Origin of the sequence: Streptococcus sp. FSL W7-1342 (assembly GCF_037966635.1) — a bacterium.
GTDB lineage: Bacteria > Bacillota > Bacilli > Lactobacillales > Streptococcaceae > Streptococcus > Streptococcus salivarius_D.
This window is the reverse complement of the sequence record NZ_CP150200.1, coordinates 1,027,601-1,052,768: the sequence shown is the minus strand read 5'-3', so window position 1 is coordinate 1,052,768 and position 25,168 is coordinate 1,027,601. Positions and strand designations below refer to the sequence as shown.

Annotated in this window: 24 protein-coding genes and 1 pseudogene; 1 reads left to right on the top strand and 24 read right to left on the bottom strand. The window is 40.2% G+C overall.

All coding sequences use genetic code 11. The annotated features are described in order from the left end of the window. Positions 1 to 50 precede the first annotated feature (50 nt). From NSQ79_RS04630 to NSQ79_RS04555, 16 genes are all read right to left on the bottom strand, one after another. Entirely contained in the window at positions 51 to 851 is an 801-nt protein-coding gene (locus tag NSQ79_RS04630) for a PhzF family phenazine biosynthesis protein (RefSeq protein ID WP_004182466.1), read from the bottom strand. Between the two features lie 106 nt (positions 852 to 957). Further along, positions 958 to 1,578 (bottom strand): DNA repair protein, encoded by a 621-nt coding sequence (locus NSQ79_RS04625; RefSeq protein WP_049527197.1) that lies wholly within the window; start codon positions 1,576 to 1,578, stop codon positions 958 to 960. Continuing rightward, positions 1,575 to 3,095: an ABC transporter permease/substrate-binding protein gene (locus NSQ79_RS04620; RefSeq protein WP_004182464.1), complete on the bottom strand. Its 1,521-nt coding sequence runs from the start codon at positions 3,093 to 3,095 to the stop codon at positions 1,575 to 1,577. The genes NSQ79_RS04625 and NSQ79_RS04620 overlap by 4 nt, the downstream gene beginning before the upstream one ends. Next, positions 3,088 to 3,816: an ABC transporter ATP-binding protein gene (locus NSQ79_RS04615; RefSeq protein ID WP_155164453.1), complete on the bottom strand. Its 729-nt coding sequence runs from the start codon at positions 3,814 to 3,816 to the stop codon at positions 3,088 to 3,090. Before NSQ79_RS04615 ends, NSQ79_RS04620 begins: the two co-directional genes overlap by 8 nt. Continuing rightward, positions 3,817 to 4,776, bottom strand: a complete 960-nt coding sequence (locus NSQ79_RS04610; protein ID WP_004182462.1) for a zinc-binding dehydrogenase — start codon at positions 4,774 to 4,776, stop codon at positions 3,817 to 3,819. Positions 4,777 to 4,824: 48 nt separating this feature from the next. Next, positions 4,825 to 5,664: an SDR family oxidoreductase gene (locus tag NSQ79_RS04605; RefSeq protein WP_339313950.1), complete on the bottom strand. Its 840-nt coding sequence runs from the start codon at positions 5,662 to 5,664 to the stop codon at positions 4,825 to 4,827. 18 nt (positions 5,665 to 5,682) lie between these two features. Then, on the bottom strand, positions 5,683 to 6,132 hold the full coding sequence (locus NSQ79_RS04600; RefSeq protein WP_004182460.1) for a MarR family transcriptional regulator: 450 nt from the start codon (positions 6,130 to 6,132) through the stop codon (positions 5,683 to 5,685). Positions 6,133 to 6,218: 86 nt separating this feature from the next. Beyond that, a complete protein-coding gene (locus tag NSQ79_RS04595) occupies positions 6,219 to 6,542 on the bottom strand; it encodes a macro domain-containing protein (RefSeq protein ID WP_050806086.1) in 324 nt (107 codons plus the stop codon). 162 nt (positions 6,543 to 6,704) lie between these two features. Beyond that, positions 6,705 to 7,571 (bottom strand): hypothetical protein, encoded by an 867-nt coding sequence (locus NSQ79_RS04590; RefSeq protein ID WP_004182459.1) that lies wholly within the window; start codon positions 7,569 to 7,571, stop codon positions 6,705 to 6,707. Positions 7,572 to 7,575: 4 nt separating this feature from the next. Beyond that, positions 7,576 to 8,007 carry a pyridoxamine 5'-phosphate oxidase family protein gene (locus NSQ79_RS04585; RefSeq protein ID WP_155164456.1) on the bottom strand — a complete coding sequence of 144 codons (432 nt, stop codon included), beginning with the start codon at positions 8,005 to 8,007 and terminating at the stop codon, positions 7,576 to 7,578. 179 nt (positions 8,008 to 8,186) lie between these two features. Further along, on the bottom strand, positions 8,187 to 8,906 hold the full coding sequence (gene budA, locus NSQ79_RS04580; protein WP_073689341.1) for an acetolactate decarboxylase: 720 nt from the start codon (positions 8,904 to 8,906) through the stop codon (positions 8,187 to 8,189). A 15-nt stretch (positions 8,907 to 8,921) separates the two neighbouring features. Next, positions 8,922 to 10,598: an acetolactate synthase AlsS gene (alsS, locus tag NSQ79_RS04575; protein ID WP_004182457.1), complete on the bottom strand. Its 1,677-nt coding sequence runs from the start codon at positions 10,596 to 10,598 to the stop codon at positions 8,922 to 8,924. A gap of 213 nt (positions 10,599 to 10,811) precedes the next feature. After that, positions 10,812 to 11,153, bottom strand: a complete 342-nt coding sequence (locus NSQ79_RS04570) for a hypothetical protein (protein WP_004182456.1) — start codon at positions 11,151 to 11,153, stop codon at positions 10,812 to 10,814. Positions 11,154 to 11,512: 359 nt separating this feature from the next. Next, complete coding sequence (locus tag NSQ79_RS04565) at positions 11,513 to 12,631, bottom strand: hypothetical protein (RefSeq protein ID WP_004182455.1); 1,119 nt, start codon at positions 12,629 to 12,631, stop codon at positions 11,513 to 11,515. A 47-nt stretch (positions 12,632 to 12,678) separates the two neighbouring features. Then, the gene (gene lepA / locus NSQ79_RS04560; RefSeq protein WP_004182454.1) at positions 12,679 to 14,511 is read right to left on the bottom strand and encodes a translation elongation factor 4; all 1,833 of its coding nucleotides are present in this window, start codon (positions 14,509 to 14,511) and stop codon (positions 12,679 to 12,681) included. 120 nt (positions 14,512 to 14,631) lie between these two features. Beyond that, positions 14,632 to 14,796, bottom strand: a complete 165-nt coding sequence (locus NSQ79_RS04555) for a hypothetical protein (protein ID WP_002883920.1) — start codon at positions 14,794 to 14,796, stop codon at positions 14,632 to 14,634. Between the two features lie 221 nt (positions 14,797 to 15,017). Between NSQ79_RS04555 and NSQ79_RS04550 the strand changes: the two are divergent. After that, positions 15,018 to 15,203: pseudogene (locus tag NSQ79_RS04550) on the top strand (ISL3 family transposase); the annotation flags it as partial. A gap of 73 nt (positions 15,204 to 15,276) precedes the next feature. On the opposite strand, the gene deoD reads toward NSQ79_RS04550, so the two are convergent. The 8 genes from deoD to NSQ79_RS04510 form a co-directional block, all read right to left on the bottom strand. Further along, positions 15,277 to 15,987: a purine-nucleoside phosphorylase gene (deoD, locus tag NSQ79_RS04545; RefSeq protein ID WP_004182452.1), complete on the bottom strand. Its 711-nt coding sequence runs from the start codon at positions 15,985 to 15,987 to the stop codon at positions 15,277 to 15,279. 306 nt (positions 15,988 to 16,293) lie between these two features. Beyond that, on the bottom strand, positions 16,294 to 17,007 hold the full coding sequence (locus tag NSQ79_RS04540) for a type 1 glutamine amidotransferase (RefSeq protein WP_013990524.1): 714 nt from the start codon (positions 17,005 to 17,007) through the stop codon (positions 16,294 to 16,296). Then, complete coding sequence (locus tag NSQ79_RS04535) at positions 17,004 to 18,251, bottom strand: chloride channel protein (protein WP_045001701.1); 1,248 nt, start codon at positions 18,249 to 18,251, stop codon at positions 17,004 to 17,006. Before NSQ79_RS04535 ends, NSQ79_RS04540 begins: the two co-directional genes overlap by 4 nt. A gap of 3 nt (positions 18,252 to 18,254) precedes the next feature. Then, the gene (locus tag NSQ79_RS04530; RefSeq protein ID WP_014633078.1) at positions 18,255 to 19,064 is read right to left on the bottom strand and encodes a purine-nucleoside phosphorylase; all 810 of its coding nucleotides are present in this window, start codon (positions 19,062 to 19,064) and stop codon (positions 18,255 to 18,257) included. Between the two features lie 18 nt (positions 19,065 to 19,082). Continuing rightward, positions 19,083 to 19,628, bottom strand: a complete 546-nt coding sequence (locus tag NSQ79_RS04525) for a DUF1697 domain-containing protein (protein WP_045768663.1) — start codon at positions 19,626 to 19,628, stop codon at positions 19,083 to 19,085. Between the two features lies 1 nt (position 19,629). Continuing rightward, entirely contained in the window at positions 19,630 to 20,841 is a 1,212-nt protein-coding gene (locus NSQ79_RS04520; protein WP_070847313.1) for a phosphopentomutase, read from the bottom strand. A 120-nt stretch (positions 20,842 to 20,961) separates the two neighbouring features. Beyond that, positions 20,962 to 21,642, bottom strand: coding sequence for a ribose-5-phosphate isomerase RpiA (gene rpiA, locus NSQ79_RS04515; RefSeq protein ID WP_002884973.1), 681 nt, complete (start codon positions 21,640 to 21,642; stop codon positions 20,962 to 20,964). A gap of 159 nt (positions 21,643 to 21,801) precedes the next feature. Next, on the bottom strand, positions 21,802 to 24,915 hold the full coding sequence (locus tag NSQ79_RS04510) for a GbpC/Spa domain-containing protein (RefSeq protein WP_045772413.1): 3,114 nt from the start codon (positions 24,913 to 24,915) through the stop codon (positions 21,802 to 21,804). Positions 24,916 to 25,168: the final 253 nt, after the last annotated feature.

The window sequence follows — 25,168 nt, the reverse complement described above, 5'->3', positions numbered from 1 at the left end:
GTTTTCATTACTGTCACTAATACTTCTACGTTTTCGTAATCGACAGAAATTTAGTCCATGACATAAATTTCACCACGACTATAAAGGGCAGCTTTACCTGCAAGGTAAATCCTATCTCCTGCTAGACGACAAAAGAGCAGTCCACTCCTTTCAGAGGCTTGGTAAGCCCTAAATTCAGCTTGTGCCAACTTATTAGCCCACAAAGGAATGACATGACAGTGTCCTGAGCCACAGACTGGATCTTCCTTGACTGATAATTTTGGGGCAAAACTTCGAGTCACAGTATCATACTCGCTTCCTTTTGCAGTGATATTCAGGAGGAGCCCATCTAAAGCTTTTACTTTATCAAAATCTGGACTTGCATTGATGGCATCATTTTCATGTGGCAAGATACAAACTAGATCTCTTCCAAGCCATGCTTCAAGTGGACGGACCCCGATTGCTTCTTCCATCTCACTTGTGACCGCAACCTGTTGCATGGAATATGCTGGAAAATTCAGCTCATAGTACTCACCTTTTTTGGTAACTAAAAGTTCCCCACTCTGTGTTGCAAAAGTTAGACTTTCAGCATCCTTTTCAAAAAATCTAAAAAGAACAAAAGCCGTTGCCAAGGTTGCATGGCCGCACAAATCGATTTCTCCACCGGGAGTAAACCAACGTAATTCGTAGTGATTATCATTTTTAACCGTAAAAGCTGTCTCAGAAAGATTATTCTCTTTGGCAATATTCTGTAAGGTATTATCTGACAACCATTCATCCAAAAGACAAACAGCAGCTGGGTTGCCTTTAAAAACGGTATCTGTAAAAGCATCGACGATAAATTGTGGGATGGTATATTGATTCATTGACATAGACAGCTCCTTAAATTGTTATTCTTATTATATCTGAAAATTGGAAAGAAAACAGACAAATAATAACTAAAAAAATTCTAAGACAAGAAGTCCTAGAATTTTTTTATCATAACCAACTTTCGTCTAACTGGCCTTTACTTTTGCGAAAAGCTTTCCCATGTTCATCAATGACAGCATGAATCTCTTGGCATTGTTTGAGAGTAAGTCCCTCCAAGACGTTACCGTAAACAGCATGCATGTCATTATAAGTATCAAAGTTTCCAAATCCTAAGCGTCGAAAAAGTCTTCTCGCATATTCATCCGAAATAAAAACTGGACGATCAAAAAGATAAAGTAAAAGTGCATCTGCAGTCTCTGGTCCAATCCCTTTTAACTTCAAAAGTTGCTTCCGTAAATCTTCTGTTCCAATCTTGGACAGAACCTCAAAACCACCAACTTCTCTTAACCAGATCAGAAGTCCTCTAATCGTTTGAGACTTTTGCTTAAAAAATCCGGCAGGTCGAATACGTTCCTGTAAATCTTCTAGCGGTAAAGCCAGGATATCCTCTACTGTCATGACATCCATAAGACCAGCTAAAGCCAACTTAGCATTCTTCTCTGTTATTCGCTGGATCAGAATAGTCGATACCAAGTCTTCAATCTTGTTATCCGATTGCCACCAATTTTGTTCTCCATAGTGCTTACAGAGTCGCAGAAGAGTTTCTTGTATTTTTTCTTGCTTGATCATTTCTTCAATAGTCCCTGTTTGACCAAAAACTCACGTGCGACTTTAGCAGCAGGTTTTCCTTCTACTCCCACTTGGTAGTTCATCTGACTCATTTGGCTCTCTGTGATTTTGCCGGCCAACTTGTTCAGAATGCCTTCCAATTCTGGATGTTTCTTAAGAAGAGCTTCTTTCATGAGGGGTGCCCCTTGGTAAGGTGGGAAGAGGTGTTGGTCATCCTCTAGAACAACTAAATCATATTGAGCAATTTCTGGGTCTGTTGAATAGGCATCTGTTATTTGGATATTGCCTTGTTGGATTGCCTCATAGCGAAGTGCCGGCTCCATGGTAGCTACATTAAGATTTAGTCCATAAACTGATTGAAGTCCTTTGTTTCCGTCCTCACGGTCGTTAAATTCCAGAGTGAAACCAGCTTTGAGCTTGTCCTGAACTTTCTTGAGATCAGAAATCGTCTTCAGATTATACTCTTTCGAAATACTTTTCGGAACAGCAATCGCATAGGTGTTTTGATAAGCCATGGGTTTGAGCAAGGCTAGATTATCTTGTTTCTTTATACCATCACGCGCAACCTCGAAAACTTCTTTGGAGTCGTTGCTGACTTTAGGAGCTGGCTGCAAAAGTGAGCTTGTAATGGTCCCTGTAAATTCTGGATAGATATCAATATCACCCTTTTTAAGCGCTTGATAAAGGAAATCTGTCTTCCCAAAGTTAGGCTTAACCGTCACCGTCATGTCACTATTTTCCTCAATGAGAAGCTTGTACATATTCATGAGAATCTCTGGTTCAGGTCCCAATTTACCGGCTATGACTAGATTTTCTTTCTCTTTCTGAGGCATCATGCTTGGTGCGTAACTTGCTCCCAAACCAAGCACCATAATAGCGAAAGCTGCAAAAATCGTGCGTAACTTGGCTTTTTCCATCCATTTTAGAACAATATTGAATAAAATAGCAAGAACCGCTGAAGAAATGGCCCCAATCAGAATCAAGCTATAATTTCTTCGATCAATACCTAGAAGGATAAAGGAACCAAGTCCTCCAGCCCCAATCAAGGCTGCCAAGGTCGCAGTCCCTATAATCATTACCGCAGAAGTCCTTACCCCTGACATCACCACAGGCATAGCCAGTGGAATCTCGAACTTCTTAAGGCGCTCCCACTTGGTCATCCCAAAGGCAATCCCAGCTTCTTCCAAACTAGGGTCAATCCCACGCAATCCTGTAATAGTATTTTGCAAAATTGGGAATATCGCATAAATAACTAGAGCTGTTAAAGCAGGAAGCGTTCCAATTCCCATAATAGGGATAAAGAGTCCCAGAAGGGCCATGGAAGGGATGGTTTGAAAGACACCAGCGAGTTGCAAGACCCAGTTACTCGCACGTTCGCGCGTGCTAAGATAAATGGCCAAAGGAATTGAGAGAAAAATTGCAATAATCAAGGTCAAAAGAGACAATTGTAAGTGCTGTCCGAGGGCCGTTAACCAATCTCCAAAACGTTCTTGAAATGTTGAAATCAAATTAGACATGAAGGCTACCTCCAAACAAGTTTGCTACAAATTCTGTCGCAGGCGCTTGTAAAATTGTTTCAGGTTCTGCGACCTGACGAATTTCTCCATCCTGCAAAACTGCAATTCGATCCCCTAATTTTAAGGCCTCATCCGTATCATGTGTTACGAAGATGGTCGTCATGCCGAATTCTTTATGTAAGGCCTTGGTCAATTCTTGCAACTGCTTACGAGAGATGGCATCCAAAGCTGAAAAAGGTTCGTCCATCAATAGAATCTTTGGTTCCCCAATGATAGCTCGCACAATGCCAATCCGCTGTTGCTCTCCACCCGATAATTCACTAGGCATGCGATTTGCATACTCTGCAGCAGGCAGGCCAACCTTGTTCAAGAGTTCCTCTGTTTTAGAAGCGATTTGCTCCTTGCTCCAGCCCTTCATCTCAGGAATGAGAGCAATATTTTCGGCAACTGTCAAGTTAGGAAATAGGGCAATAGCTTGGAGGACATAGCCGGTACTTAGACGTAACTCCCGTTCATCATAGTCCTTGATGCGTTTCCCATCCATATAGATATTGCCATCTGTCGGTTCCAAAAGACGGTTAATCATCTTGATCATGGTGGTCTTACCAGATCCTGAAGGACCCACTAGCACCATGAATTCTCCATTTTCAATGCGGAGATTGACATCTTTCAAAATGTCCTTTTCCGTGTAGCGCAAGGCTACATGTTTGTATTCAATCATTTAATCTTCCTCATTTTTTACGATCACTTTACCAAAAGAATGGCTTCCTTCCAGATAAGCATGCGCTTCCTGAATTTGGTCAATTTGATAAACTTTTTCAGTCCGTACATCCACACGATACTGCTCGACAAAATCTACCAAAGCCTGAAGCTTGTCTTGAGACACATTGCCAGAAGCAAAAGTCGTCAAGTAGAGATTGCGAGAGAGCATCTCGATCGGATCAAAGTCTGGAACAGTCCACTGACCACCCAGTAGCCCACAAGAACAGATAATCCCACCTTCTGCTGTCCGCGCAAAAGTATCGAGAATAGCGCTTGGACCAACAAGGTCCAAAACCTTATCGAACTGCTCTTTCGTGTGCAGGACACCATCCTTTTCCAAAATCACCTGATCAAATCCGACCACTTTCAGTTGCTCTTCCTTAGCTAGATTTCGGCTAGTTCCTGTCAGGTGAATATTAGGAAATTTTCCTTTCAGCAGTTTAGCAAAGGCAATTCCTACACCACTAGTAGCCCCACGAACTAACACGCTATCTTTCTCCTCTATCTTGAGATTGAGAAAAGAGTCAAAAGCCGTGTAATAGGTTTCCGGAAGGGCAATCAAACTTTCCAAATCAAGTTCTGTCTTGATCGGATAAATTTGATCATTCGGGAGAAGGGTATACTCTGCATAGCCTCCATCAAAGGCTCGGCCCATCTCTCCCATAATGGAAATGATTTGCTGGCCAATCTTCAAATCTGGTCGAGTCGTTTCTTCCACAAGACCGACACACTCAATCCCTAACACACGAGGAAACTTTACAGATGGTGATTGTCCCTTGCGGGTAAAAATTTCACTGTGATTGATACCAAAGCCTTGGATTTTCACCAGGGTCCAACCTGCCTTCAGGACTGGTTTTGGTCGTTCGACCACTTCTAATACCTCTGGCCCACCTGGAGTGCTCACAACAACTGCTTTCATTACTATCCCCTCAATCTATACACAGAACGTCATGCTTCTTTGACAATTCTATTGCGATAAACTAGATTTTACAACTTCTACCAAACTCATAGCTGGACGTCCTAAGACTTTTTCGACAACTGTTGAAACCCCAGCTTGTTCCCCAACTTTGATAGCTGTATAGGTACTGACCCAAGCATCGTATTCCCAGTTTTGTGCTGGCCATTTTTTCCGTGACTCATAGGCCTCTTCTACCGATTCGTCTACATACGTGATGGCATTACCGGTCTCTTTTGAGAGAAGCTCTACGATTTCTTCCATAGAAAGATTCTCTGGTCCTGTTAGATTCAAGGTTTGATTTTCCCATTCCTTAGGGTTTAAGATAATCTCTGCTGCGACCCTAGAAGTGTCCTTATGGGCAACAGCTGACACACGGCCCCTGCCAGCCGGACCACGAATTTCTCCATTTTCAAGAGCAATATCAATAAAGAAGTCCAAGTAAAAATTATCTCTCAAAAATGTATAGGTGAATCCTAACTTCTTGATATAGGCTTCCGTCTGGGCATGATCTCGAGACAAGATAAAGGTTGCTTTTTCATCTGCTCCGTAAAAGGAGGTATAGACGATATGCTGCACTCCAGCAAGCTTTGCGGCATCTAAAAAACTCTTGTGTTCCTCAACACGCTCTGGATTTTCCCGAGCAGAGACCATCAATAAGACATCGATTCCCTTTAAGGCCTCAACCACCTCTGGAGTATTGGCATACACCATCTTACGAATTTCCGCTGACGCGTAGACTTTTGCACGCTCTGGGCTTCTTGCCAGATGGATAGAAGAAATTCCTTGCTGATCGACAAGATCAGCCACATAAGAGCCTAATTTCCCTGTTACACCTGTTATTCCAATCATAACTGTTACTTCCTTTCCCTACATATCATTTTCTTTAGCTTTTAGATTTGTGATAATACGCTCTTGATAGGCTTCAAATTCTCGGATTTCTTGATTTGAAAAGCCTTGGTAGAAAATCTCTCCTAGTTCTTTGCTGACACGGTCTCCAATTTCTTTTTGCGCCCAACCAAGTTCGGTCAAAACGACAAACTTCTTGCGCTTGTCCTGGTCACTCTGTTCAATCGTAACCAAGCCCTGGTCAACTAATTTCTTAATCATGCTAGTCAAGGTATTGTTGGCTAGTCCTGAAGTAAGGGCGATATCTGTCGCAGTCGCTCGACCATCTTCTTTTTGCCAAAGCACTGTTAAAATTTTTCCTTGTTCACTTCTATATTGAGCTTCTGGTTCTTTGCTCAAGAGTTTTTGAAAAATACGCCCGTTTAACAATCGAATCTGTAGAGCTTGGTAGCCCCCTAACATCTTGTCCATTATGTCTCCTTTTTGTTCGATATCGAAATATTAAAGTTATTGTATCACTGTCTGTTACATCCATCAACTACTTCTATATAGAAACATTATTTTTTTAATAATGCTTGATAAATCGTATAATCAATATCTTTAAAAACATTGAATATAACTACCATATCAGGGTGTTCTTTCTGGAACTGTAGAACCGTCTCTATCGCAATCTTAGTTGCCTCTTCATTTGGAAAACGAAATTCTCCTGTTGAGATACAACAAAAGGCCAAGCTTCTCAGACCTTTTTCATAAGCTAAGTTCAAACACTCTTCGTACGAAGAGGCCAACTGTTGTCTTTCCAAATCTGTCACTTCGTCATAGATAATAGGCCCAACTGTGTGAAGGACATAGCGGGAAGGTAGGTTATAGGCCTTGGTCATCTTTGCCTGACCCGTAGTTTCATCCTCTCCTTGCTCCTGCAGGAGCAAGGAGAGGATAAACGTAGTTCAACCCCCGCAGCTGTGTGAATGGCATTGTCAATACAAGAATGATTAGGTACAAAACAGCCTAAAAGCTTACTGTTGGCCGCATTGACAATGGCATCAACCGCCAGACGAGTGATATCGCCTTGCCACAGGTAGAGATTGGGCCGAATCGGAGTCAATTCTTTTAAGTCTACAACTCCTTTTTCTAATAGTTTTTCTTGTAAATAACGGTCTTGTTGGTAGAGAAAGTCGGCTGTCACCGGTGCTGGATAGCGGACATGCTGTCATTTTCTCAAAAGGATAGCGAATGATGGTCGGCGTATTGTATCCGACACCCAATTCTAAGAAGACAACCTTTTGATCTTCCATCCCTTCTAAAAATCCTAGATAAGCTTCATAAGAAGCCTCCCAAGTCTCATTTTGGACAAAAGCCTGGTCTACACGTAAATGCATGGTCATTGGCGCTCCACAATGAGGACAATACGGTATCAAGTCGGTTGGAATTTTCAAGTCCTTGATTTCATTTAGCATCTCCATGACAGCTCCTCTATTATCAAAGACTTTCTGACGACAAGGAACGGAGCACTGCCACTCTCCGTAGTTGCCCTGCACTTCAAAGAAACGTTCCGGAGCAAATCCTGTCTTCATAAACTGCCCATCTACATTGGTCGTAATCACAAAATAATCCTTGTCCTTAACCAAGTCGAAAAGATCTCTATAAAGCGAAAATCCCTCCGGTTGGTAACGATTATGATATATATGCTTAGCCCAATAACCCCAGCGCTCCTCAGCGGTCTCAAAAGGATAAAATGCTGCAGAATACATATCCTGCATGCCATAACGAGCAATATAATCTTTAAAGAAAACCTCAAAACGTGAGCCTGAGTAGGTTAAGCCAGCCGCTGCAGATAAGCCAGCTCCCGCTCCGATCACAATTTTATCTGCTTCTTCAATGATTCTCTTTGCATCTTGAATCTTTGTCATCTTATCATCCCTCAATTTCAAATCTTGCTTGATAGGGAGGCAATTGCGTCAAATCATAAAAATTGCCTACTGAATTTTTAAAACGAAAGACTGGTAGGTGACTACGTCCCTCCTCCGTCGGATAAATCTCATACATGTATGGATTGGCTTTTAACAACTCTTCTAAATGCTCTTTTCCAATCCATTCCACCTGACCGGTTAGGGAAATAGATTTACGATCCATAGTTCCGGCACCTTGAGTCATCCCTGTCACTGCTACACGTCCATCTTCCTTAAGCCGTTTGTAGAGGGGTTTAAAATCGGCAGTCAAAAAATAAACTGTTTTCCCGTCCTCCCACATCATGTCCATAACAGCTGTATGCGGATGTCCCGTTTCATCAACCGTTGCCACTACAACTGAATGAATCTCTTCGACTAGCACTTTCAAATAATCCATTATAAAACACCATGTCTTTCTTTGAATTTTAGTTCCATATCGAACTTTATATCACGAATTGTAACATCTATAATTACATCTGTCAACTATTTCGATATAGAAATAACTTCAAAAAACAAAAAAACTTCCCTAATCATCTAGGAAAGTTCTTTCTATGATTTATGATGTCTTAAAAAATTTTATTCAGCCTTGGTAATATCTTCACGCATCTCATCGACATTGAATTTAGCAAAGAGATACTGACGGTCTTGAACTGGGAAACGTTGATCGAGTTGGTCAACTGGACCGACTTCAACTATACCATTGTCAATAATAAAGTCCATGACATGCCCACCAAATGATAAATCATCTGATATAAAATGTAAATGATAGCCAGCCACGCTCACACCGTGGAACATTTCTGGTGTCCAAATCCCAACGATGGTACCTGAAATATTATCAGATTCATACTCTGGTTGATGAGTCGCAACTTCAGCAAATTTCGTATCAGGAGTAGACTTAGGTATCATGCGGACATGCATGTGTTTAAAATGCCCTTTAATCTTGATGGAACGGAAGAGATTAACCCCATCATAGTAAGATTCAATACGATCCTCAAGTTCTTTATCAGTCATTTCAAAACGTTGACGGAAGATAACTTCAGCTTGGTGAGGTACGACTGCTGCATAGGGAACTTTTTCATCTGGAGAAACTTCTACCACTTCGACTTTACCTTCAGAGCCTTTAGCTTGATAGGCTTTACCATCAAGAACAATCAACTCCCCATCAATAGAATCTAATGTTCCAAGACCCAAGTCTCCATGCTCCAACAATTCACCAACTGTTAAAGTACCTCCATAAAGCCCAGCCATCAAGGCTCCCAAAGTATTATATTGAAATAATTTTATGGCTTCAGACATGTCTACACCCTCTTTTTAGTAAAATTCATCTGGCAAAATAGTTTCGCCGAGTTTAATATTATCTTTATAGTCGATTGGAACATCAATAAGGACTGGTCCATCTACAGCTTGAGCCAAAGCTTCTTGAAGCAAGCTAGCAAACTCTTCTTTACTTGTTGCACGATAACCTTTCGCTCCAAAGCTCTCAGCATATTTTACAAAATCTACAGGACCAAAGTCAACCCCAGATGAACGACCGTACTTCATTTCTTCCTGGAATTCCACCATATTGTAATGGCCATCGTTCCAGATAATATGAACAATTGGCAATTTCAAACGAACTGCCGTTTCCAATTCTTGTGCTGAGAAAAGGAAACCACCATCTCCAGAAACAGAAATGACTTTTGTCTTAGGACGAACCAAAGCTGCAGAGATGGCCCACGGAAGAGCAACCCCTAAAGTTTGCATCCCATTAGAGAAAAGCAAATGACGTGGTTCATAAGATTTGAAATAGCGAGCCATCCAAATATAGTGACTACCAACGTCAACAGTGACTGTCATATCATCTTTGGTTTGGTCTTGCAAAACTTCAATCAAATCTAGCGGATGTACCTTTCCTTCTTCAGGTCGGCGATCAAACTTAACATCCTCAACAACGTTATTCTTCAACCCTTTAAGGTATTCAACTGATCCTTCAGGTAATTTATAACCTTGAATAGCTGGCAAGAGCAAATCTAAAGTTGCTTCAACATTACCAATCAACTCACGTTCTGGCTGGAAGTAAGTATCCACCTCAGCAGGTTCCACATCGATTACAATGATACGTGCCGAAATTTCAGCATTCCAGTTACGTGCTTCATACTCGATTGGGTCATACCCAATGGCAATAATCAAGTCAGACTTCTTAAGCAACATGTCCCCCGGTTGGTTACGGAAAAGACCTACACGACCAAAGAAAGTATCTTCTTCAAGGTCACGTGACACGATACCAGCACCTTGGAAAGTTTCAACAACTGGTAATTTGACATGCTTCAAAATCTGGCGAATAGAGTAAGTTACGGCTTCTGATGAGGCACCATTCCCCAAAAGAAAGACTGGCAACACTGCATTTTTAATCGCTTGTGCGAGATAGTTAATATCAGAAACAGATGCTGAACCAAGTTTTGGATCTGTCATAGGCTTAATAGCCTTAACACTGACCGGAGCATCGGTCACGTCTTGAGGAATTGAAATAAAGCTTGCACCTGGTTTCCCTGACTTAGCGTGACGATAGGCATTTGCTACCGTTTCAGAAAGGGTGTTAGCATCATGTACTTCAGCAGCATACTTGGTAATTGGCTCAAGCATAGCAACGTTATTCATTGATTGGTGGGCACGTTTCAAGAGATCTGCACGCTTAACCTGACCACCAATAGCAAGAACAGGATCACCTTCATCCGTCGCTGTTACCAAACCAGTAGCCAAATTAGAGACACCTGGCCCAGATGTTACCAATACTACACCAGGTTTCCCTGTAATACGTCCAACACCTTGAGCCATAAAAGCAGCATTTTGCTCATGACGGGCAACTATCAATTCAGGTCCCTTATCTTCCAAGGTATCAAAAACTCTATCGATTTTTGCACCTGGAATCCCAAAGACATAATCAACATCATGGTTGATCAAACTATCAACCACTAAATCCGCACCATACAATTGCTTTTCTTCTGACATGAACACAGTCCTTCTGGCCCTAAAATGGTAGAGCCAACTTTCCTTTCAAGTATAAGTCACAAAGTGTCAAAGTCTGCTCGTTTTTTCACAAACTTTCATCACTTCACAATTCTGTTATCATTATAGCACAGTTTTCAGACAATCTTGTGAAAAAAAGATTGTGAAATTTTGAACTTCTATCACAAAAAGAAACACCTGATTGCTATCAGATGTTTATGTATTTTTTACCTTAGCAAACTCTCGATTGAGATAATTTTGCAGGCCTTCAAAAATCTCTAGTAACTGGAGGTAATTAGACAAACTTGAGCGACCCGGGATATCAACGACATCCAAAGAAATGCGGTCCAAGTCCTTTTCGTAAAGAATACGGAAGGACACCACTGCTTGATCAGAAAAATAATTTTCCTCTGCCATAATGTAACACTCATAGATGATGCCAACAGGATTCGCAACCTTCAACTCAATACGAACTGCGCCTAATCCCAAGGCCTCCACTTGCTGAAAACGCTCCAGAATAGCCTGTCGCTGACTAGGAATAAAACTTGTGATATCCATATTGGCCCTCCCAACATTCCTTTTTGTCTATTATAGCCTAAAGCCGAGAAAAAAGCTTGTGTAGGGTTTGTAGAAGCCACATAGACATTCAAGAATACTTAGTCGCCCCCTTTGTAGTCTCTAAAGTCTGACTTAATAGTGGAATCATAATCATGTTTATCCACCCAATCCTTTATATCAGCAAAAGAATGGATATCTTTCTTAAAACCAGCACTATCCTCTACAGAAACTACAATCGTATCTTCTCCATTTGTCCCTAACCAATGTAAGATATCATTTGTTTGCTCTTCAGGAGAAAAATAGATTTGTGATTGTCTTTAGTACTCTCGATCTCTATAAGACTCATATTGAGCTAATTGCTATTTATAGGCATTATAGTCCTTGTCATAATCCTTTTGAACTTTTTGACGTGCTTTTTCGTAAGCTCGATAGTCTTTCTGATAGTCTTGTTGAGCCTTTTTGTTAAGAATCTCACTGAAACTCAAGGTTTTAACAGGAAAAATATTATCAGGAAAAACATTTAATTCTGAAACTTTCTTTGGTTCACTTGGTTTATCAGGTCCTTTCCTTTTCACTGGCTCAGTTGGACCAGCTGGGAAATCTCCTTCCTTGCCTTGACGGGTCAATACTTTAAATTTCTTTATTGTATTACTATTTGTATGTGTCTGATTTACAGCTTCTTCGTAAATATGCTTGACTCCAGGATTGTCATTAAATAGATTAATCTGATTCTCCTCTTTGGAAGTGTCTACATTATCAATTTCTATGATAAGGTTTAGCTGAGCAGATAAATAGCTGTCCTTTGGGGCTGGTGACTTCCTTAAAAGCTCATCTAAGTTTCCTTCTCTCTTTAAATAACCCCACATGGTGCTATCATTCATCTGATTATGAGCAGAACTCCTATCACCGAAATATAGCAGTTCATCTTTACTGTAAGAATAATCTGGTAGGTCTCTGGTCAAAAATTGATTGGTATCTAGATTATAAGCAAATTGCTTATCGCTTTGAGAAGGAGTCAAGAAAACATAATCATAACCATCGATCTCTCTTAAAGACACACCAAACTCCTTAATATCTTTAAAATTTTTGATTTTCTTCAAATATGGGGTCAAATTAATAATTTTCTTTTCAAAATTTTTGTTAATATCATAAACTACGAAATGAGCTTGATGCAGACTACTCATGGTATCGTAATAGCGAACAAAATGATTTCTACCAATCATTTCTGTAGCTACATTATCTTCAGAATTATAGTAAGTGGGTTCTTCATGACTAATGGCAACATATTGTTGACGGCTACCAAAAATCTCATTGGAAGTTACCTTATCTGCTTTTAGGGCCGTCTGTAACTCTTCTACAGCTTTTTCGTGAAATTTATGCTTTGTATAAGCATTTCCTAAAAAGAAAAGTGTGAGTATAGTCGCAGTATAAATCCCTCCACGCTTTGAGAAGGGAAATTTTAGAATCTTCTTTATCATAACTTTTTTACAAAAATAGCCAGAACATCACATTCTGACTATTACTCTTATTTCTCTTCTTCGTCCATTGAAAGCACAGACAAGAAGGCTTCTTGGGGTACTTCCACCGAACCGATGGCTTTCATACGTTTCTTACCGGCTTTTTGTTTTTCGAGGAGTTTACGTTTACGTGAAACGTCACCACCGTAACACTTAGCCAAGACGTTTTTACGAAGGGCTTTAATATCTGTACGGGCAACGATTTTTTGACCGATAGCCGCTTGAATAGGCACTTCGAATTGTTGACGTGGAATGATTTTCTTAAGCTTATCAACGATAAGTTTTCCACGCTCGTAGGCAAATTCCTTGTGAACGATGAAGCTAAGGGCATCGACCTTGTCACCATTAAGGAGAATATCCATTTTCACCAATTGTGAACGGCGGTATTCTGACAATTCATAGTCAAAGCTTGCATAACCACGTGTAGATGATTTCAATTTATCAAAGAAATCAAAGACGATTTCGGCAAGTGGAATCTGATAGATAACATTCACACGATTATCATCAATGTATTCCATGGTTTCAAAATCACCACGTTTACGTTGTGCCAACTCCATAACCGCACCAACATATTCTTGAGGAACCATGATTTGAGCTTTAACATAAGGTTCTTCAATAGCATCAATACGTGTAGGATCTGGGAACTCTGAAGGGTTAGACACTTCAAGCATCTCACCGTCAGTAGTATTAACATGGTAAACTACCGATGGCGCTGTCATGATGAGGTCGATGTTAAACTCACGTTCCAAACGTTCTTGGATAACATCCATGTGAAGAAGACCCAAGAAACCACAACGGAAACCAAAACCAAGGGCTTGAGACGTTTCAGGCTCAAATTGAAGACTGGCATCGTTCAACTGGAGCTTTTCAAGGGCTTCACGCAAGTCGTTATATTTATTTGACTCAATTGGGTAAAGACCTGCAAACACCATTGGGTTCATTTGCTTATAGCCATGGAGTGGCTCAGCAGCTGGATTATCCGCAAGGGTTACGGTATCACCGACACGGGTATCCGCAACGGTCTTAATTGAGGCTGCGATATAACCAACATCTCCTGTCGCAAGGTAATCACGACCAACAGCTTTAGGTGTGAAAATACCAACCTCAGTAACATCAAAGGTCTTGCCATTAGACATCATTTGAATCTTATCGCCTGGTTTAACCATTCCGTTAACCACACGCACTTGGAGGATAACCCCACGGTAAGCATCGTAAACAGAGTCAAAGATAAGGGCTTGGAGAGGGGCTTCAACATCACCTTGAGGTGCAGGCACTTTCTCAACGATTTGTTCGAGAATCTCTTCGATACCAATACCGGCCTTAGCTGATGCAAGCACAGCTTCAGAAGCATCTAGTCCGATGACATCTTCAACCTCTGTACGCACACGTTCAGGATCTGCAGCTGGAAGGTCAATTTTATTGATAACTGGTAAGATTTCCAAGTCATTATCAAGGGCCAAGTAAACATTGGCAAGAGTTTGAGCTTCAATCCCTTGAGCTGCATCCACCACCAAGATGGCACCCTCACAGGCAGCAAGAGAACGTGACACCTCATAAGTAAAGTCCACGTGTCCTGGTGTGTCGATAAGGTGGAAAATGTATGTTTCACCATCTTTAGCTGTATAGTTAAGCTCAATGGCATTTAGTTTAATAGTGATTCCACGTTCACGTTCGAGGTCCATGCTATCAAGGAGTTGCGCCTGCATCTCACGACTTGACACTGTCTCAGTCTTTTCCAAGATACGGTCGGCAAGGGTTGATTTACCGTGGTCAATATGGGCAATAATAGAGAAGTTACGAATCTTCTCCTGTCGTTGTTTTAATTCTTCAATATTTGGCATTTTTATCTTCCTAGTTCTTACTTGTGATTATAAAAAAACTAATCGTTATCTTCTATTATACAAAAAAGACAGGCTTTTGCCTATCTCTAATATCTGCTTTCTGACTGCATTTAGCCCTTCTTATTTCTTAAAAGTATCGTTGTAGTGCTTATTAATAATTGCTGAGCGCTTGTTTTCTGTTGAACTACTTGAAAATGGCCCCAACCCACAGGCTAGTACAACAACTCCTAATAGAATAAGGCAATAAAATGGATGCTCAACAATATAATGTAAAATGTCTGACATGGGAAAGCTCCTCTTAAATCATAATTAATTACGATTATATTATCAGAAATATTATGTTTCATCAAGCAAAAAAAGAGAGCTTTTCGCTCTCCCTTTTATTAAGCCTCTATAATTTCTGTAGTGGGTAAAACCACTGTAAAGATTATAAAGCTTTTTGAATGCAGACAAAAATCCCATAAGAGCTATAATGAAAAGCAACCAAACCATCATTAGGAAAACTTATGAGACTTATTAAGAACGCCACAAAATTAATCGGAACTAAAGACCCAAATATCATTATTTCACTCGTTTTTGAAACTGATACTCACATCAAGATTCATGCAAAACTCGATTATCCTGCACCATTATGCCCTTACCGCCAAGGAAGGATGATTAAATACGGATTTCAAAGAGCTTCTAAAATTCCTCATAGCTACTGGTCTTGTCTTAAAACCTAGACGGACTTGGCAAATGGTAAAAAAGGCTTTTGTCACTAATTCACTAGTCTGCAATTAGTGTTTCAAGACCAACTTTCATCATGTCAGTGAAAGTGTTTTGACGTTCCTCAGCTGTAGTGTCTTCATCTGGATTGACCAAACTATCAGAAATAGTCATGATGGCAAGAGCATCTACTTGGTGTTGAGCTGCAAGGTAATAAAGTGCTGCTGCTTCCATTTCAACAGCCTTCACTCCCCATTTACCAAGCTCAATGTTTTTTTCGAAATAATTTGAATAGAAAACATCAGATGACAAGACATTACCAACATGTGTTGTCATACCAAGGTCTTTGGCAATGTGGTAAGCCTTATCCAAGAGATCGAAACTTGCAATTTGTGGGAAATCGTATTGTGGCCAATCGTTACGGATAATGTTAGAGTTTGTCGCCGCGGCCTGTGCAAGAACTAACTCACGAACGTGAACATCCTCATTCAATGAACCAGCAGTACCCACACGAATCAATTTTTTAACACCATAGTCAACGACAAGCTCACGCGCATAAATAGAGATAGATGGCATCCCCATTCCTGTTCCCATTACTGAGACACGTTCACCTTTGTATGTTCCTGTGTAACCAAACATGTTACGAACCTCATTGAAACATACAGCATCTTCAAGGAAATTCTCAGCAATGAATTTCGCACGCAATGGATCCCCTGGAAGAAGAATTTTATCAGCAATCTCTCCTTGCTTAGCAGCAATATGAATAGACATAATATAAGATACCAAGGGCGTTAAAAAGGCAAAGTAAAAATAGGAAATCCGACAAAGATGCTTCGCATCTAGGAGGATTTATCTTTTTTACACAGCCTCTAGCCCGGGTTCAGTTTCAAACCCGAACTACCCTTCCTTTCTATTTTTTGATGGTAAAGAAGCAGACAGAAAACAAATGAAGATTATCTATTTTCCTAGCTTTCCGCTCGTGTTCAAATCAGAACACATGCTCTACCTTTCTTAATTTTTATTTTTAAATATTTTTCTACTATTATATAGTGGATAAATAACAACTTTAAAAGTGGATTAAGCTTGAGTCAATGAATCAAGGAAATCGTATAACTTTTTGTTCATTTCAGAATAATTGTTGGCACGCAATTGTTCAGGTGTTTGAACAAAAGGTAACTCTTTATTTTGCTTACGTAAATGCTCTTCACCGTCAGCAGCTATAAGTAAATCAATAGCTTCAGGATCAAACTCTAAGTGTGCCTGAAAGGCATAATGTTTAGGACTGAAGCGAACAATTTGGCGTGGACAACCTTGACTAGTAGCAAGAACAACTGCATTATCAGTCAATCCAGGCATATCACCATGCCAGTGGCCAGTGTTTAGGGTTTTGCCAAAACCTTTGACATGCTCATCCGCTAAACCTGCCTCAGTTAATGTTACAGGGAAAACACCAATCTCACGTTCTGGACTATGCTCGTACTTACCACCATAGGCAACAGATAAAAGTTGAGCACCTAGGCAAACCCCTACAATATAGATATCAGCAGCAATTGCCTTTTGCATAAATGCAATCTCAGCCTCTGGGTCATAATAAGGGAAGGCCTGACGATCCTCATCAGGTGACTGAGGGCCACCCATAACAATTAGAAAATCAATACCTTCAACGGTTTCAGGAAGAAGCTCTTCCTCATATACCTTGGTTGATGTGATATTATGCCCACGGTCTTGTGCCCATTTTAAATAGGCTCCTGGGACTTCAAACGTTTCGTGTAAGATAAAATGAATATTCATTGTTTTTTCTTCCATCTATTTTTTAATATCCTCGATAGTAGACTCGCTAAGATTAGTGGTACTGCTACCAGCCCTCCTTGACCAGTAAAACCTAGAACTAAGGCTATCCCAGTTAGAGGAGCATCTAAAGTTATTCCTAAAAATACGGTTGCACCGAGTAACATTCCTAGAGTAGGATTGAGTGATAAGCCAAAAATCTCAAGACAACTTGTCAATAAGAAACCCAATCCAGCACCTAAAGTAAAGGAAGGGGTTAGGGTTCCTCCATAAGAGCCTGCCCATAAAAGCAAACATACCACAAGTCCTTTGACGACAAGGATAAGAGGTAGGTATGCTGAAACCCCACCTGAAAATAACCATTGTGCTAGCACCTGACCATTTCCCATGATTAAAGGGTATAAAGCTGCAATCCCACCTAGTACTATATAAGATAGTGGCATGGTCCACAGAATGCGTTTATCAGTAATACGACTTTTGCTAGCCTTTTTAGCTAAGAAGCTAAACATCATCGCCAGCGGAGTTATCACTAATACAAGAACAATAACCTGAATCAGACTAGCAGGATCTGAGCTAACTTTACCGACTTGATACATTGCCTCCTTACCAACGATTGGGCGAGCACAATAAGCTGACAAGTAAGTTGTCACAAGAATGATAACAATGTTTTTTGATTTCCAAGCAACACCTAAGGTTTCCAGAACAAACAGTGTACTGGCAAAGGGGACTTGGTAAACCGCAGCTAAGCCAGCGCCTGCCCCGCAAGCAATTAACAATTGTCTATCAACAACATCCAAATGCAAGGCTTTGGAGAGACTACCACCAAATAGAGCGCCTAATTCTCGAGGCGCTCCTTCTTTACCAATTGAGGAACCAGCTCCAACGATTGCAACCTGCATCAAAGCATGTAGACTTTGGCCAAGAAAATTTGGACTCTTCTTACCAACGAGTTGCTTAGCCTTACTAATAGAAAGGAGGGACACTCGTCTCTGAAGGAAATACCAAAATAAACTAGCGAAAACACCTACTACAAGCAATACTGCAAATCGTCGAAAGGGACTTACAGAGTTAAACTGTGACAATAAATTCGATTTATCATTACCAAATACAAGAATTTGTATAAACTCCAAAAGGTAATGGCAAAGAATGCCTACCAAACCTGAAGTAATACCAGTTCCAAAAACAGCTAAACTTAACCTAATAAACTTGGGTAATGACGTTATAGGTTTTATTCCCCGAGCAATCATATTTTAGAGTTCAGCAAGAATCGCTTTTAGCAATCCTTTGAAATCTCCTTTGACACGCTCAGTCACTTCAACCACTTCTTCGTGGTTCAATTCTTCTTGGAAACCAGCCGCAAAGTTGGTAATACATGAAACTCCAAGAACTTTTAAGCCAGAGTGAGCTGCAACAATAACCTCAGGAACGGTTGACATCCCAACAGCATCTGCACCAAGTGTCTTATAAGCACGGATTTCAGCTGGAGTTTCATAAGTTGGACCAGTCACACCGATATAAACACCATCATCCAATTTGATACCAAGTTTATCAGCCACTTGATGAGCGGTTTCACGGTATTCAGGTGTGTAAGCTTTAGACATATCAGGGAAACGTGGACCAAAATCATCCAAGTTTTCACCAATCAATGGGTTTTGACCAGTCATGTTAATGTGGTCAGTGATAGCCATCAAAATACCAGGACCATAGCCGATACCACCTGCCGCATTGGTTACAACAACTCCTTCACATCCAAGAGCTTTCATAACACGTACAGGGAAAGTAACGACTTCAAGCGGATTTCCTTCATAAAAATGGAAACGCCCTTGAAGAGCCAAAACCTTACGTCCAGACAAAGTTCCGTAAACAAGTTTTCCAGCATGTCCGACAACCGTTGATTGTCCCCAGTTTGGAATATCCGCATAGTCAATGACAACTGCGTCTTCAACTTCTTCAGCCAACTCACCAAGTCCAGAACCCAAGATTAAACCGAACTCAGGTTTTTCAATTCCTTTGCTTTCCAAAAATGCTTGAGTAACTCTAATTTTTTCAAGTAGCGACATGTTATTTCTCCCTTAATTTTATTTCATTCTTAAAAAGTGACCAATTTTTGAAAAAGTACTTGCATTTCGAATGGTTATATAAGGATAAAAAGGTGATTTCAATAACTTCTTATGATAAGCCGTTTGACTATAAGTTGATTTATCATACTTTCCCCAGTAGACCCCAAGCTGACCAAAATAAAGTATTTCATCTTTCAACTCTATCGAGTTAATAATCTTCTTCATTTCGTTCTTATCAAGTCTTTCAGTAAATAAGAGGACGTCTTTTCTATAGAAATCATCTTCCCACCACTTGGGTAATGAGGCCACTTCATTTTGGTAATCTTCCAGAGTAAAGAGAGAAAACACCTTAATAAATGGATAAGCCTTATTTAGAAATCCCTCTAAAACTAAGAGGAGTTCCTCTTTCATCAAGGTAGAATCAAAGAAAAGATTTCCACTATTTATATAGGAAGAAACATGTGACATACCGAGTTCTTCTAACTCACGACAAAATTCTTTCATGACTACCTTGTGACGACCACCAACGTTTATCCCACGAACCAAAAATGCATAGCGCTTCATTTTAGACAAGTTTATCCAAGAAGCTTTCACCAATCATGGCTTTATCTACACCAAAGTTTTCAGCGACAGTTGCTGAGATGTCAGAGAAATGACCTACTGGAATAAGTCCATTTCCTTTGAATGATGGGCTATAAGCCAAGAAAGGAATATATTCACGAGTATGGTCTGTACCTGCATAAGTTGGATCATTTCCGTGGTCTGCAGTAATCATCAAGAGATCATCTTCACGCATAGCAGCAATGATTTCAGGCAAACGTTGGTCAAATTCGTGCAAGCAATCACGGTATCCATGTGGATCACGACGGTGTCCATAAAGGGCATCGAAGTCTACCAAGTTTGTGAATGAGAAGCCATGTTTGAAGTCTTCAGAAGTCATAGCTTTAATCAAATTATCAATACCGTGATTATTTGATTTGTTGTGTCCCATATCGTGGTTGATACCAGCTCCGTTGAAAATATCATTGATTTTACCAACGGCATAAGTATCGATACCAGCTTCATTCAATTTATCCAAAACAGTTGGTGCAAATGGTGAAACAGCCAAATCACGACGGTTAGATGTACGAGTGAAGTTTCCAGGCTCACCAACGTAAGGACGAGCGATGATACGCCCTAGAAGAGCTGGACGCTCAAGAGTAATTGAACGTGCATATTCACAAATACGATACAATTCATCCAAAGGAATAACGTCTTCGTGTGCAGCAATTTGAAGAACTGGGTCAGCTGAAGTGTAAATAATCAATTCACCAGTTTCCATTTGACGAGGTCCAAAGTCTTCAATAACAGCTGTACCTGAGTATGGTTTATTAGCTTCACGAATGACTTTACGGCCTGAGAATTCTTCAATTTTAGTGAGAATTTCTTCTGGGAATCCGTTCCAGAAAGTATCAAAAGGTTCAGTAATATTGAGACCCATGATTTCCCAGTGGCCAGTCATCGTATCTTTACCAAGAGACACTTCCTGCAATTTTGTTGCATAACCAGTTGGGTTGCTTTCTGCTGGTACTGTTTTCAAAGGTGTTTCACGAGGAATATTTCCTAGACCAAGCTTAGCCATATTTGGCACATTCAATCCTACAGATTTAGAGATGTGACCAAGGGTATCTGAAGCACCGTCTGGCACACCTGCATTGACAAAGTCATTGGCATCTGGAGCAGCACCAATTCCTACTGAATCAAGAACGACTAAATGCATTCGGTTAAATTTGGACATAATAACACCACAAAGAGCTAAAATCTTTTCGAAATTACCTCTTGCCTTTCTATATTATTTAATAGTTTGAAAATAATTAATTAGTTTTCCTCATTAAAAGTGAGGGGAATAAAAATCGGACTAGGCCTTAACTTCAACGACCTTAACACCGTCTTTTCCTGCAACGATGACTTTGTTAACCATGCCATTGAACAATCCATGATCAACAACCCCTGTCATAGCTTTTAGTTCTTCACCAAGAGCTACTGGATTTTCAATCTTACCTAAATCAAGATCGATGATATAGTTCTTCATATCTGTAACAAAGCGGTCACCTTGCTCCGTAAGTCGGAATGATGGCTTATAACCCTTCGACTCAAAGACACGATACAGACGATCAGCACCATATTGAACCACTTCAACTGGTAATTTGAAAGCACCTAATTGATCAACCATTTTAGACTCATCAACCACCCAGATATATTCTTTTGTAGGTGTAGCGACAATTTTTTCCATCAAAAGGGCACCACCGCCACCTTTAATCCCGTTGAGTTGAGGGTCTACTTCGTCGGCTCCATCAACAGTAACATCAATACTGTCAATGTCATCCACTGCCTTCAAAGGAATGCCTAAGCCCTCAGCTTGTTTAGTGGTTTGACTTGATGTCGTTACACCAACAACACTAAGACCTTCTTCCTTAATACGACGGCCAATTTCCTCTACGAAGAAGTAAGCTGTTGACCCTGTACCGAGTCCAACAACCATTCCATCTTCAACATATTTGGCAGCGGTTACACCAGCGATTTTCTTAAGTTCTTCCATGCTCGTCTCCTTGCATCTTTCTATAATAGTCGTTCAAGACAATTATAACATGTTTCACCAGTAAATAGAAATGAAATGAGGGAGGAAAACCGAGCAAAAATAAAAACTAGATCCTAAATAGAATCTAGTTTTGATGGGGAACTAATTTAATAGCACCACTTAATCTTCTTTACGACGTTTGAAGAATCCTACAAAGGCTGCAAAAATCATTGAAAGAAGTCCAATCAATCCAGCATTGCTAGTGTGCTCACCAGTTTGTGGCAACTCAGCTTGAGGCACTACAGGAACTTCAGTATCTGGAGTTGGTGTAGTTGGTGGTGTCACTGGAGTTGGAGGAGTAACAGGTGTTGGTGGTGTTTGTGGAGTAGTCGGTGGAGTTGGTGGTACCACGTGAGACTCTCTCTCAACGACATAGTTCTTGTGCCATACAACACTTGGTTTTTCAGGAGTTTTAGGTTCTACTGGTTTAGCAGGAACTTCAACTACTTTTGGTGTTGGTGGCGTTGGTGCCGTTGGACCTGTTGGTGGTGTTGGTTCTTGTGGTTTACCAGGAACTTCAACCACTTTTGGTGTTGGTGGCGTTGGTGCCACTGGCTCTTTTGGAGGTGTTGGTTCTTGTGGTTTACCAGGAACTTCAACCACTTTTGGTGTTGGTGGCGTTGGTGCCACTGGCTCTTTTGGAGGTGTTGGTGGTGTTGGTTCTTGTGGATTGATACCAACTGTTTTAACCACTGGTTTAACCGGTGCTGTTGGTGGTGTTGGTGCCTTAGGTTCTTCAGGTTTTTCACCTGGATTCTTAGGCAAACCAAGGTTAGAGTTGATTGCGAACCAATAAACTGTTGGTGCACCATCAGCATTTGCACCTTCAGCAGTAAATACCAAGTGACCATTAGTCATCTTGATACCTGCACCTCCATAGTAGAGGTAAGGTGAATCAGCGTTATCCCAACCTGTCAATTCTGATGTTGTCTCACCATTAAAGACTGCACCGTGGTCAATGTATTGGTTATCATTGACTGATGTTACTTCTTTAGTAGCAGCATCATAAGTAACTGATGATTTTGGAATAGCGATGAATTGGTTATCACCAATATTTACATATTCTTGGTGGCGTGTTGATTGGTATTTTTTCTTAGGTGTGAATGTAATCAAACCAGTTTCAGCAGAAACACTGTATGAACCAATAACATCATCTTTATCACCAAACGTATAATCTTGGTTACCAAGAGCGTGGCCATTACCACTACCTGAAGCATTAAGAGTTGTTACATCAGTTGGAATTTCACGTGAGACAACCCATTCTGAACCATTCCAGTCAGAGATAGGAACCACTACCTTAAGTGGGTTCTCATCTGAAACGTTAACAGTAGCTCCACCAAAATCTGCGTAACCAGATTTTGTAACAACTTCACCGTTTTGGATTGCCAAAGTAGAACCATCTGCGTAAGGATTGTAAGTACCGCGAACAGTATTACCATTAACGTCTTTCGCTTCTACTGTAAGTGGACGTGGGCGCTCAGATGTTTCAACATAAGCTGCACCGTTCCAGTGGTTAAGTGAGTTAAGTGCTACGATAGCATTACGCTCACTAAGGTTGAACATTTTACCATCTTTATCGTAAAACTCAACATCTACAGCTACTTTAACCGGTTTATCTTGATCAGTTGACGCTCCAACTGTCATAGTTACTGTTGGATCCTTACTGATTTTCGCGATACCTTTTCCGTCGTTTGATGGAAGGCTAACGATTTCGTAACGGTATACAACACGTTTGATTGCTGATGCTTCATTCTCAACAAGCATGCTTGATTGGTTCAAACCATCATAAGTAACAACAAATTTGTCACCTTCTTTAACTTGAATCCACTCGTCTTCAGTGTTTGTCCAAGGGCTATTTGAAACAATGTCAGATGCTTGTAACTTGTTAGAGTCATATTGGAAAACATTACTTGTGTTAAGACGCTCTTGTGCTTCTTTTGTCAAGTAGTTGCTTACACCTTCAACTTTGTGTGTCGCATCGTTTTCACGTTGGAAAGTCAATTCTTGAACAACTTCAGCATCTTTAAGGTTACGATATACAGGATCATTCATGTATTTATCGTAAGCTGTTTTAGCATCTTGGTATTGTTTAAGTGCTGTTTGGTAGACAGCTAATTTGTTTTGATACTCAAGGTACTCTAGGTCATATTTAGCTTTTTGCTCATTGTAGACAACCAAGGCTGCTTCGTACTTAGCTTTAGCATCTGCATTGTATTTTTCAATAGCTTGTTTTGTTTCAAGATCTGCTTCATAAGCTGTTTTCTTAGCGTTATAAAGTTCAAGATTCTTGTCATATGCTGCTTTTTCTACATCATATTTAGCTTTTGCTTCATTGTATGCTGCTAGCTCAGTTTGATATTTAGCTTCAGCTTCAGCGTTACGTTTTTCCGTAACAACTTTTTCAGCTACTTTATTATCATAGTTAGCTTTTTCAGCATTGTATTTGGCTTTATCGCTATTGTACTGAGCAAGAGCTGCTTCATAATCAGCTTTTGCTTGGTTATATGTTGCCAATTCTGCTTGGTATTTAGCTGCAGAAAGCGCATTTTCTTTATCAGCGGCTTCTTTTTCTGCTACCTTAGCATCATAAGTAACTTTCTTAGTCTTGTACTCTGAAAGAGCTGAGTCATAAGCTTGCTTAGCAATTTGGTATTGCTCTGAAGCTTTATCATAAGCTGTTTTTTCAGTATCATATTTAGCCTGAGCTTCAGCATTTGTTTTATCAGCAAGTGCTTTCTCAGCTAATTTTGCATCATAGTTTGCTTTTGCTTTATCATAGTCAGCTTTATCTGACTTGTATTGTTCTTTAGCCGCTTTATAATCAGAAACGACTGTATTGATTTTCTCTGCTTGTGCTTTATTATCTGCAGCAGCTGCTTCAACAGTTTCTTTGGTTTGAGCAGGTTCTTCCTTAACCTCAACCCCTTCGTTAGTTGCAGCTGTTTTTGCAGCTTCTAAGCTTGTATTTGTTACTTCACTCGTTGTAACAGTTGTGTTACCTTCCTCAGTAACGTTAACAACTTTCTTTTCAGTTGAATCTGCTACGGCAGAAGTGCTTTCTTCAACAGCATCTGTTGCTTCAACTGCTGGTGTTGCTGAATCTGTAGTTGTTGCAACTTCATCAGCGCTTGCATTTGAACCTCCTACTGCAAGAACTGCAGTCCCCAAAAGAACAGAAGCCGCACCAAGGCTAGACTTCCTGAGTGAATAACGTTGTAATTCCTTTTTCCCCATTTAAATTACGTCCTTCTATATTTAGTTATGCTCATATTCTAACAAAAGAAAGAACCATGTCAATTTGAGATATCTCATAAAAATACCCATTCCTTTAAACTCTATTAGATTCTTAAATTCAAATACTTTTTAATATCAAAGTATTTGATAGACAAAATCCTATTGTGAATAGTGTTGACATTACAAATAGAAGGTTTAATTTTATAATAGATAGATTGATTCGCTTTAATATTTTTATTGGAAAGATTATGAA

Bases quoted from the DNA above. Each gene is read 5' to 3' on its own strand.
- NSQ79_RS04630 (WP_004182466.1), bottom strand. From the start codon at position 851: ATGTCAATGAATCAATATACCATCCCACAATTTATCGTCGATGCTTTT.
- NSQ79_RS04625 (WP_049527197.1), bottom strand. From the start codon at position 1,578: ATGATCAAGCAAGAAAAAATACAAGAAACTCTTCTGCGACTCTGTAAG.
- NSQ79_RS04620 (WP_004182464.1), bottom strand. From the start codon at position 3,095: ATGTCTAATTTGATTTCAACATTTCAAGAACGTTTTGGAGATTGGTTA.
- NSQ79_RS04615 (WP_155164453.1), bottom strand. From the start codon at position 3,816: ATGATTGAATACAAACATGTAGCCTTGCGCTACACGGAAAAGGACATT.
- NSQ79_RS04610 (WP_004182462.1), bottom strand. From the start codon at position 4,776: ATGAAAGCAGTTGTTGTGAGCACTCCAGGTGGGCCAGAGGTATTAGAA.
- NSQ79_RS04605 (WP_339313950.1), bottom strand. From the start codon at position 5,664: ATGATTGGAATAACAGGTGTAACAGGGAAATTAGGCTCTTATGTGGCT.
- NSQ79_RS04600 (WP_004182460.1), bottom strand. From the start codon at position 6,132: ATGGACAAGATGTTAGGGGGCTACCAAGCTCTACAGATTCGATTGTTA.
- NSQ79_RS04595 (WP_050806086.1), bottom strand. From the start codon at position 6,542: ATGACCAAGGCCTATAACCTACCTTCCCGCTATGTCCTTCACACAGTT.
- NSQ79_RS04590 (WP_004182459.1), bottom strand. From the start codon at position 7,571: ATGACAAAGATTCAAGATGCAAAGAGAATCATTGAAGAAGCAGATAAA.
- NSQ79_RS04585 (WP_155164456.1), bottom strand. From the start codon at position 8,007: ATGGATTATTTGAAAGTGCTAGTCGAAGAGATTCATTCAGTTGTAGTG.
- budA (WP_073689341.1), bottom strand. From the start codon at position 8,906: ATGTCTGAAGCCATAAAATTATTTCAATATAATACTTTGGGAGCCTTG.
- alsS (WP_004182457.1), bottom strand. From the start codon at position 10,598: ATGTCAGAAGAAAAGCAATTGTATGGTGCGGATTTAGTGGTTGATAGT.
- NSQ79_RS04570 (WP_004182456.1), bottom strand. From the start codon at position 11,153: ATGGATATCACAAGTTTTATTCCTAGTCAGCGACAGGCTATTCTGGAG.
- NSQ79_RS04565 (WP_004182455.1), bottom strand. From the start codon at position 12,631: ATGATAAAGAAGATTCTAAAATTTCCCTTCTCAAAGCGTGGAGGGATT.
- lepA (WP_004182454.1), bottom strand. From the start codon at position 14,511: ATGCCAAATATTGAAGAATTAAAACAACGACAGGAGAAGATTCGTAAC.
- NSQ79_RS04555 (WP_002883920.1), bottom strand. From the start codon at position 14,796: ATGTCAGACATTTTACATTATATTGTTGAGCATCCATTTTATTGCCTT.
- deoD (WP_004182452.1), bottom strand. From the start codon at position 15,987: ATGTCTATTCATATTGCTGCTAAGCAAGGAGAGATTGCTGATAAAATT.
- NSQ79_RS04540 (WP_013990524.1), bottom strand. From the start codon at position 17,007: ATGAATATTCATTTTATCTTACACGAAACGTTTGAAGTCCCAGGAGCC.
- NSQ79_RS04535 (WP_045001701.1), bottom strand. From the start codon at position 18,251: ATGATTGCTCGGGGAATAAAACCTATAACGTCATTACCCAAGTTTATT.
- NSQ79_RS04530 (WP_014633078.1), bottom strand. From the start codon at position 19,064: ATGTCGCTACTTGAAAAAATTAGAGTTACTCAAGCATTTTTGGAAAGC.
- NSQ79_RS04525 (WP_045768663.1), bottom strand. From the start codon at position 19,628: ATGAAGCGCTATGCATTTTTGGTTCGTGGGATAAACGTTGGTGGTCGT.
- NSQ79_RS04520 (WP_070847313.1), bottom strand. From the start codon at position 20,841: ATGTCCAAATTTAACCGAATGCATTTAGTCGTTCTTGATTCAGTAGGA.
- rpiA (WP_002884973.1), bottom strand. From the start codon at position 21,642: ATGGAAGAACTTAAGAAAATCGCTGGTGTAACCGCTGCCAAATATGTT.
- NSQ79_RS04510 (WP_045772413.1), bottom strand. From the start codon at position 24,915: ATGGGGAAAAAGGAATTACAACGTTATTCACTCAGGAAGTCTAGCCTT.